Origin of the sequence: Corynebacterium sp. (assembly GCF_030532965.1) — a bacterium.
Lineage (GTDB): Bacteria > Actinomycetota > Actinomycetes > Mycobacteriales > Mycobacteriaceae > Corynebacterium.
The window spans coordinates 1-9,521 of the sequence record NZ_JAUNKC010000049.1; the positions used below are offsets into that span (position 1 = coordinate 1).

The window sequence follows — 9,521 nt, forward strand, 5'->3', positions numbered from 1 at the left end:
CCGGCCATACCGTAACCACCGATCCCGTTCATACCGGCACCCATGCCAGTACCAGCGTTGCTACGACCACCACTGGTAGCGGAGTGCCCGTGGCGGAGCCCACCAGACGCAGGAACACTCCCACCACCGCTTAACCCGGAACGATTATTCCCACCCATGCCGGGTGTCAGTCCACTAAACACCGGCGCATGACCTGACACACCGGAACCACCTGCTCCTGCTCCAGTAGGAAGCCCCGTGATCGGTGGCATACCCGGTGCCGGTGCTGCCGGTGCACCCACCCCACCAGTAGTTGGAAGAGTCGCAGTCGATGCGGCCTGTGTCCCCATCCCCACAGGATGAAGCGTACTCGTCGCAGGTGAGGGCGGTGCGCCAGTAGAATCCGACCCGATTGCGGCACTACCACCACCAACACCAGCACTGTTATCAATCATCAAATTCCGAATCACTGGTACTGCTTGGGATAACGCACCGCTATACACCCCATGAAATGCTGTCAGATACAACTTCTCTGCTGCTTCTTTTTCCGCAGGGTTCGCAATAGTCTGCAACGCAGACAACGCTTGAGATGCCTGAGTATGAAAATGCGGAGCAATCGTCGACAACACCCCCACCGACCGAGCCATCTCCGTAGCATTCGCCGCGAAATACGACGCTTTCGCCGCAGTAGCCTTCATCCCCGCGGTTGCCCGCAACGCCGCAATCCCCTGATTCTGCGACGACAACTCGGATGCAATACCTTCTAGTTGTGTAGCAATACTCGTAGCCTGCGTGGCCATCGACTGCCAATCCGCCGCAGCCTGAGCAGCCTGACCCGACTGTGTCGCCCCCAACTGTGCGACTAACGTTTCCAACGACACCGACGGAACCGGGGTAGGTGGCAAAAACGGGAAATCCGCAAACGACGCCGCCGGTTTCGACGCAAACTCCGCAATATCATGCTCAAACGTCCCACCCGAATCCGCGGTATCCAACCCACGCGAAAGCGCGAGATCATGACCAGTAAACGCCATGTGGTTTAACCGGAGATTCATCCCCAACCACTCAACCAAATCGCGGAAACTCGCCAACACATCACGAGCGCTACCTGCCCCGCCCTGAATCACCTGCGCATGATTCACACCCAACTCACGCAAACCAGACAACGACGAAAACGCACCACTCAGTGTTTGCTTCAATGTGGTACCCAGCAGGCTATGCGTATCAACTTGTGCATCTTGGATGCTTTTAAACGCCGCCACAAATGATGGCGAATTAATTAGCATGGACATTGATTATCCTTTCAGAGCAAAGATTTTCTGCAACATATCTACTGCTTCCTGACAGGACTTCTCGGGTGTGAGACCAAAAGTCAACCGCGATCCGAGCGATGTAATAGTTAGTCGCCCTCTATTCGTGGGAACAGCTATCGTACAGCTGAGCTCATCATCAATATCAGAGAGTTTATGCTGATACCAGTGATCTGGCAGAGGTACCAACGGTTGATCAACAATAAGACCTAATGAGGCTACATGCTCATATGCGACAACATCAGTCGCAATATTGAATCCAATGTCGCCGTTGGAGTAATCGTTCGGCCTGAGGGTACACACAGCAAAATCTTTGCGGGTTATCCGAGAAACATCTGACACAACAAAACCGAACTCTTCATATTGTTTTGTGGTTACGTCCCCGCAGGGATCAAAAACCATGAAATTAGGATCGTTAGGGTCAAACGTTCCAGTACCGGCTTCCAACACCTCACCAAGCGTTTTCGGTTCAGCCACCTGCGATGACGCTGGTTGTTGGTGGGATTGCGACTGGTTTTTAACAGCCAAGTACTGAGCCAAAGGTGTAGAAAACCCGCAGCCAGAAAGCAGAAAGACACAACACACCACAACCGCAGACACGGTACAGCGTGCTGAATGAGCCGTCATCTGATTAGGAATAGTCCTGGCACGCACTGACATTTTCTTGACCATTTCCTCAAAACCGCCTTTCAACGCCACTGACAACCAGTGTAAAACCAAATAGACAACGTGCTCTATAGAGTTAGACTCACTCATCACCCCAATCGGTTCCATAAAAAATGCACACACCCCCAAACGGGTAACCCACCGTCACCGCATCAAGTCGGAGAATCCACCCACCACACTTCAAAACCGCAGGAGAGAACCGACTGCCACCCATAATCCCCGACTTCCAGAAAACCGGCACAACAACCCCAACCCACAGGCCGCGCTGGCGGCGTCGACAAGCACCCACACACTTCTACAGGTCGGAGATTGACGCAAAACCTGGGGTCAATGCCAACTAAAACTGTTCAAATTTCGGAAATCTCCGACTTGCACACCCGTCACCGCATCAAGTCGGAGATTCCTCCCACCACACTTCAAAACCGCAGGAGAGAACCGACTGCCGCCCACAATCCCCGACCTCCAGAAAACCAGCACAACAACCCCAACCCACAAGCCACGCTGGCGGCGTCGACAAGCACCCACACACTTCTACAGGTCGGAGATTGACGCAAAACCTGGGGTCAATGCCAACTAGAACTGTCCGAATTTCGGAAATCTCCGACTTCCACACCCATCACCGCATCAAGTCGGAGATTCCACCCACCCGGCACTAAAACCCCAGGAGAGTACCAGGCGTTAAACACAATCCCCGACTTCCGGCCCTTGGGCGAACAAACGAAACCGGGTGGACAGCCTCGTTTCTGTCCACCCGGTGAGAGATCTGCTACATCGGAGAAATCGTGTGTTTCTTCGGCAGGTCTTGCTCTTTCTTTGTCTCAAGTTGCCGCAGTGCTTGGCGCAGCGCGATGCGGGATTGGTTCGGTTCGATCATCGCATCGATATAGCCACGTTCGGCGGCGACGTAAGGGCTGGTCATGTTTTCGTCGTAGAAATCCATGAAAATCTTCTTGAGGTAGTCGCGCTGCTCCGGCGGGGCGGCGTCGAGCTGTTTGCCTTGGATCATCACGACGGCGGCGGCGGAACCCATGACGGCGATTTGAGCGGTAGGCCACGCCAGGTTGATGTCGCCCGTGAGGTTCTTAGAACCCATCACCGCGTAGGCGCCGCCGTAGGCTTTGCGCACGATGAGGGATACTTTCGGAACGGTTGCTTCCACAAGGGCGAAGGCGAGCTTCGCGCCGCGGTGAATCAGGCCGACTTCTTCCTGCTGGACGCCGGGCAGGTAGCCGGGGGTGTCCACGATGAATACCAGTGGAATGTTATAGGCGTCGCAGATGCGGATGAAGCGGGCGGCTTTATCGGCGGCGTCGGCGTCGATGCAGCCAGCGGATTCGATGGGTTGGCTGGCGACAACGCCTACTGATTTGCCGTCGACCCGGGCGAAAGCGGTGATGATATTGGGGGCGTAGCCAGGCTGGATTTCTTGGATGTCGGAGTCGTCGAAAAGCTGCACGAGCAGGTCGTGCATGTCGTAGCCAGCGTTGGTGTCGTCCGGCATGAAGGTGTCGAGGGCGGTTGCGTCTGCGACTTCCTCGTCGGAGGGGGCGGCGTATTCCGGGCCGGGGTCGTGGCAGGTCAGCGGGAGCCGGGCGAGCAGGTCGTGGACGTAATTGAAGGCGTCTTCCTCATCGGTGGCCACGTAGGAGACGTTGCCGTTTTTCTCCTGCTGCCGGGCACCGCCGAGGTCGGCTGAGGTGATGACTTCGCCCGTAACCTCCTTGATTACCGCAGGACCGGTCACGTACATTTCGGCTTCGCCATCGACAGCGATAACGAAGTCGGTGGTGACGGGCGCATAAACGGCGCCACCGGCGGATTTACCCATCATGATGGAGATCTGGGGGCTGCGGCCTGAAAGCGGCAATTGGCGGCGGGCGATCTCCGAGTACATGGCTAGCGATGTGACGGCGTCCTGGATGCGGGCACCGCCGGAGTCTTGAATGCCGATGACTGGGCAACCAATTTTGATCGCCATGTCCATTACTTCGCAGACTTTGCGGCCGAAGGTCACGCCGACGGAACCGCCGTAGACTGTTTTGTCGTGCGCGTAGACGGCGACGGGGCGACCGTCGATGCGGCCATATCCGGTGACGACGCCGTCGGAGTATGGCGCATCGGGTTCGTCGGGGGTGCGGCCAAGCGCACCGATTTCCACGAAGGAGCCGGGGTCTAAAAGCCGGTTGATACGTTGGCGTGGGGTTGTGCGGCCTGCCTCGTCGCGCTTGGCGCGGGCCCGCTCACTGCCGGGATCTTGTGCCTTTTCAAGGCGGGCACGGAGATCCGCAAGCTTGCCAGCGGTGGTATCGAGACTCATGGAAGTTTTACACCTCGTAGGAATTAAAGTTTGCCTTGTAGTTGGGAGATTCGCTCGGCTAGCGCCACGCCAACCTTGCCGATTTCCGGTTCGTCCACGACTGCCAGGTGGTCGCCCGCCAGTTGAACAATTTCCAAGTCATTAACGATAGCCGACCACCCACCGTCGTAAGCAATTTCGGCGTAGGCAGGCTCCAGCTCAATGGCACCATCGTGCATGCGTTCCGCGCGGAAAAGCATCACCGGCACTTCGACATCCGCCCAGCGGTGCATGTCAATCTTGTCCAGGATGCGGTTATCCACGAACGATGCTCGCTGGTGTTCCAAAACGCCAGCGGATAGGCCATGCTCGGAGGCATCGGTTTCGCTTAAAAATTCCGCCATCATTGCCAGTAGTGCGTCTTCGCCTGCGGTTTCGAGCAGTTCGAATGGCACTGGGAAGTCGAGGCCATAGGTCTTTTTCGCGAAGTCGGAGTAGCGCTGCCACCGGTTCTTGGTTTCTTCCATCGTGTCTGGGGCGGGGTGTGCTGGTTGCACGGTATCGAGCAGCGCGATGGTTGCCACGTCAATGTCGCGGTCGCGCAGCTGGTATGCGACTTCGTAGGCGAGCACGCCGCCGAAGCTCCAGCCGCCCAGCACGATCGGGTGTCCGTCGGCGTATTGAGTGATCTCGTCGAGGTAGGCGGCGGCCCGATCTTCGAGCGAGCCTTCGAGTCGTTCCACGCCATAGACCGGGACGTCGGCAGGCAGCCTGCGCATCAGCGGTTGGTAGACCACCGACGAGCCGCCTGCCGGATGGAACATGAATACCGCGGGCGCGGTGGAACCTTCGGGGCGAGGCCGCAGCACGCGAATATTGCCTTCGACCTCGGATTCCAACCCCTCGCGCACCAGGTTGGCGAGCGGTTCTAACGTTTCGGCTTCTTTCACCTGTTCCGCCGTGATCTCGGCGCCGGAACGCTCAGTGAGACGCTTGGCGATCGCGTCGGCGTGTTCGTCGCTAAGCTCAGGCAATTCGCTGGTCACGCCATGCGCCGCAGCGCCGGTGATGCCCGCCCAGGTTGCGAATACTAGCCGTTCGGAGGCATCCCGAGGTGCAACACCGACGCCTTGCGGCTTCGCACTAGCTGGCTTTTCGACGCCCACAGCTGGGCTTTCTGCCGCAGGTTGCGGCTTCGGTTCCACGCTGCCCCGCCCGGCGACGAGCTCTTCCACCAACGCCACGGCGTCGGCGACGGAAGCATCCCGCAGCGCCTGCACCTGCAGCGATGGGATATCGAAGTCGTGCTCAATGCGGTTTTTAATCCGCATTCCCATCAGCGAATCGAGGCCGAGATCGATAAGCGGCAATTCGCGCGGCAGATCCTCAATGTCGTAGCCCATCGCTTCGGAGACGATCGCCCGCATCCGCTGTTCGACGGTTTCGCCACTGGCTGGGTCCCACTTCAGGCTGGGGTCTTCCGCCGCAGCTTCCGGCTCCGGAGCGCTGGCCTCGACGGCCGGGCTGCCCAAAACCGGCTGAGCAGTGTCCCCGGCGATGGTCGATGCGAAACCATCCGCGATAGCCACGGTGGTATCGCCCATCACTGAATGCACCGCGATGGCAACACCGCCGAGGTTGCGGCGCGCCACGATGGTCAGCTCACCCGATGGTGGCAGCGTGCCATGCTCTTCCACAGCGGTCAGTTGCGCCTGCGGCGCGAGATCAGCAATGACTGCCTCCATCAGTGCAATGGGTGATGGTACCGCGTCTGCCATGGTGCCGTAGGCGATCGACCCATCTGGCAGCGTGATTTTATGCCCCAAAACCGATCCAGAATTACTTGACGACGGCCGGGCGGCAGTCCAATACCGTTGTTTCTTCCACGGCACCGTCGGTGCGGCGATGATGGAGCCGGACCCATACAGCGCCCCAAAATCGATCGGCGCGCCCGCAACGTAGAGCTTGGCCAGAAGTTCCGGAATGGACTCCGCCGGATCTACCTTTCGCTTCAACGCATATAAAAGCTGCGCATCTGGTTTGCCCACGAAGAACGCGGTATTCATCATGCCCATCATGGCGACCGGGTTCGGAGAGATCTCCACCAAAGTGGTGTGCCCTGCGGCAAAAGCTTGCTCGGTGGCGTCTTGGAACCACACCGCGTAGCGAGTACAGCGGGTGAAATACTCCACATCATGCACCACTTCACCTGGCTGATATACTCGCGCCCGATCCACGGAGCTAAACAGCGGGATCCGAAGCGGCTGCGGATCAATGCCTGCGATTTCGGCGGCGAGCTCGCCCAATAGCGGCTCCACCGCGCTAGTATGACCTGCGCCTTTGACGTTAAGCAGCCGGGCGAATTTCTCTTCCGCCTCCAATTTTTCCACCAAGGCAACGACAGCCTCGCGCGGGCCGCCAACCGTGGACATGCCGGGACCTGCGTAAACGGCTGGTTCTACTCCGGCGAAGTCTGGGTTTTCCGCGATAAATTGATCCAATTGTTCAACGCTGAATTCCACCACAGCCATGGCACCTAATTGGTCCTCTGGCAGCGATTTTTCCCCTTCGCCCATCAGACGAGACCTGTGGCATGCGATCTGCATGGCGTCGGCATCGCTTAAGCCACCTGCGGCATAAGCGGCGGCAATCTCACCCATCGACATACCCATGACAGCCGCCGGTTTCGCGCCTAGCGCCGCCAAATAATCGGTAAGCGCGATCTGAATCGCGGTGATGGCGACCTGGGCGGTTTCGGTGTCGTAGGTTTGTTCGTCGTCTGCGACGATGTCGAGAATGGACCACCCGGATTCAAATTCCACGATCGTATCCAGCTGCTCCAGGCGCTCTTTGAAGAACGGTGCCTGGGCGACTAAGTCCTTGACCATCTTCCGGTGCTGCGACCCGAAACCGGAGTATACGAATACCGGCCCCATCGTCGCTGGCGAATCCGCCGCCGCGACCCCTTGGGTCATTTTGCCGTCTGCCACCATACGCAGCCGTTTGACGGCTTCTTCCGTCGTGGAGGCGATCACCGCCGCGCGGGAGCGACCGTGGTTTCGGCCAGACAACGAGCGTGCAAGTGGCACCAGGGCGGCGTCGTCAAGCTTTTCGACGAAATCCGCCACCGACGCCGCCGCTTGTCGACGCCGCGACGGCAGCAGTCCGCTGACCGGCAACACCACTGCAGCGCCTTCCAACTGGGCAGGCTGCGGCTGCGGTTCCACGCCATAATCGGCCGGGTCGAAGGAGCTTAAGACGACGTGCGCATTCGTCCCGCCGAAACCGAAACCGGAAACGCCAGCCAGCTTGCGGCCCGAGTACTCCGGCCATTCGCGGGGATCCTCGATAACCTCAATGCGCTCTTGGTCGAAATCCACGTAACGATTCGGCTCCGTGTAATTCAGCGACGGCGGCAACGTATCGTGCACCATAGCCAATACCGTTTTAATCACACCAGCGGCACCAGCCGCCGATTCGGTATGCCCGAAATTCGTCTTCGCTGAACCCAACAAGGTAGGCTTCGCCGCCTCCCGGCCGTTACCCAATACCGCACCGATTGCGGTCGCTTCAATAGGGTCGCCCAAAATCGTGCCGGTGCCGTGCGCCTCAACGTAATCAACCTGGGTAGGATCGACACCCGCATCGGCATACGCCCGCTGCAACACGTCGACCTGGGCGTCCGGATTAGGGGCAGTCAAGCCATTGGAATGACCATCCGAATTGACGGCAGAACCCTTAATAACCGCCAGAATCTCATCATTATCCGCCAGGGCGTCTTTTACCCGCTTGAGCACCAAAACACCGGCACCATCGGAACGGACGAAGCCGTCCGCGTCGTCCGAAAACGCGTGAATCTTCCCGGTCGGACTGAAAACCCCAAGCTCGCCGAAAGCCGTGGACACGAACGGTGCCGCCAGAATATTCACGCCACCGGCGATAGCCACGTCGGCCGCACCGGAACGCAAATCCTGAACCGCTTGGTGAATCGATACAAGCGAGGACGAACAAGCCGTATCCACGTTGATCGACGGACCCCGAAAATCGAAAACATAGGACACCCGGTTAGCGATCACCGAACTTGCCGTACCCGTCAATGCATACGGATGCGCCTCCGCTGGGTCGGCAGTAATCAACATGCCGTAGTCATTATTCGACGAGCCCATATATACACCCACTGCTTCGCCTTTCAGCGAATTAGCCGGAATATGCGCATTCTCCAGGGCCTGCCAGGTCAATTCCAAAATAATGCGCTGCTGCGGGTCGGTATTAACCGCCTCAAGCGGAGAAAGCCCAAAAAACTCCGCATCGAACGAAGAAATATCGTCCAGATACCCGCCGGTAAGGTCAAGCTCCGCCATTCGCTTCGCCATAACCTCATCTGCGGCGTATTCCGACCAGCGGCCAATCGGCAATGGGCCGATCCCATCCCGGCCCGCGACCAGCATGTCCCACATCTGCTCAATGTTATCCGCGCCCGGGTACCGCGCCGCCATGCCGACAATCGCGATGTCCCGCTCCGTCGGATCGGTACGATCGGTGGAAAACACCTTGCGTATCGTGTGGGCAGCGCGCTTTGCGGTATCGCCGTGAATGATCCGCTGCGCTAAGCCCGCAATGGTGGGATGTTCATATGCAATGGTCGCGTCTAACTGCGTGTTTAACAGGTTCTCTAATTCGCCGGACAGAATAACAACGTCGCGTGATGATAAGCCGAAGGACTGCATCGGCTTATCATCAGTAATCTCATCGGCTGGCAGCCCTGTGGTTTTCATCACCCAGTCACGCAGCCAGCTACGCAATTGCTCCACAGTCATTGCCACTACCGACTGCTCGCGCGCGTCATTCTGATCCATCAAACTCAAACCTTCACTTTTTCCATTACAGGTGCGTTCACAACATAAAAGCCCGCCACCTTAGCCAAGTGCGGGCCCAACGCCGGTCACACAATTCGTCCTATTTTATAACGACAAACCAAACCAAAACGTTTCACCCACACACCCACATGGGGCGGCAATGACACAAACCTTCAAGAGTGCCACAGAATAGTTTTGATGGCAAACAAATATTCCCGTTTTCTTTTGCGCCTATAGGCATTCCCAAACCATGGTGTAGCAAATAATATGTAATTTATGACTGCGAAACCGCAACCGCGAAAGCAACCGAGCCGATTAAGCGAAACCCAATCCGTGGCGAGCGTAATCGGGGATCTCTTAGTATAGTGGTCTCATTTCAAAAGCTTAGATTTTGTGGGTGAATGTTGTTTGGTG

The 9,521-nt window shown here is 57.7% G+C and carries 4 protein-coding genes and 1 pseudogene; 1 reads left to right on the forward strand and 4 read right to left on the reverse strand.

Annotation, left to right across the window (positions count from 1 at the left end; genetic code table 11):
• Both Q4D85_RS14135 and Q4D85_RS14140 read right to left on the reverse strand, forming a co-directional pair.
• Window positions 1-1,271: pseudogene (locus Q4D85_RS14135) on the reverse strand (hypothetical protein); the annotation flags it as partial.
• 3 nt (window positions 1,272-1,274) lie between these two features.
• The gene (locus Q4D85_RS14140; RefSeq protein ID WP_303201413.1) at window positions 1,275-1,988 is read right to left on the reverse strand and encodes a DUF3558 family protein; all 714 of its coding nucleotides are present in this window, start codon (window positions 1,986-1,988) and stop codon (window positions 1,275-1,277) included.
• Between the two features lie 297 nt (window positions 1,989-2,285).
• On the opposite strand from Q4D85_RS14140, the gene Q4D85_RS14145 reads away from it, so the two are divergent.
• Window positions 2,286-2,504: a hypothetical protein gene (locus tag Q4D85_RS14145; RefSeq protein WP_303201414.1), complete on the forward strand. Its 219-nt coding sequence runs from the start codon at window positions 2,286-2,288 to the stop codon at window positions 2,502-2,504.
• Window positions 2,505-2,721: 217 nt separating this feature from the next.
• Here Q4D85_RS14145 and Q4D85_RS14150 read toward each other — a convergent pair whose 3' ends face one another.
• Both Q4D85_RS14150 and Q4D85_RS14155 read right to left on the reverse strand, forming a co-directional pair.
• Complete coding sequence (locus tag Q4D85_RS14150; protein WP_303201415.1) at window positions 2,722-4,272, reverse strand: acyl-CoA carboxylase subunit beta; 1,551 nt, start codon at window positions 4,270-4,272, stop codon at window positions 2,722-2,724.
• A gap of 23 nt (window positions 4,273-4,295) precedes the next feature.
• Window positions 4,296-9,107 carry a type I polyketide synthase gene (locus Q4D85_RS14155; protein WP_303201417.1) on the reverse strand — a complete coding sequence of 1,604 codons (4,812 nt, stop codon included), beginning with the start codon at window positions 9,105-9,107 and terminating at the stop codon, window positions 4,296-4,298.
• Between the last annotated feature and the right edge of the window lie 414 nt (window positions 9,108-9,521).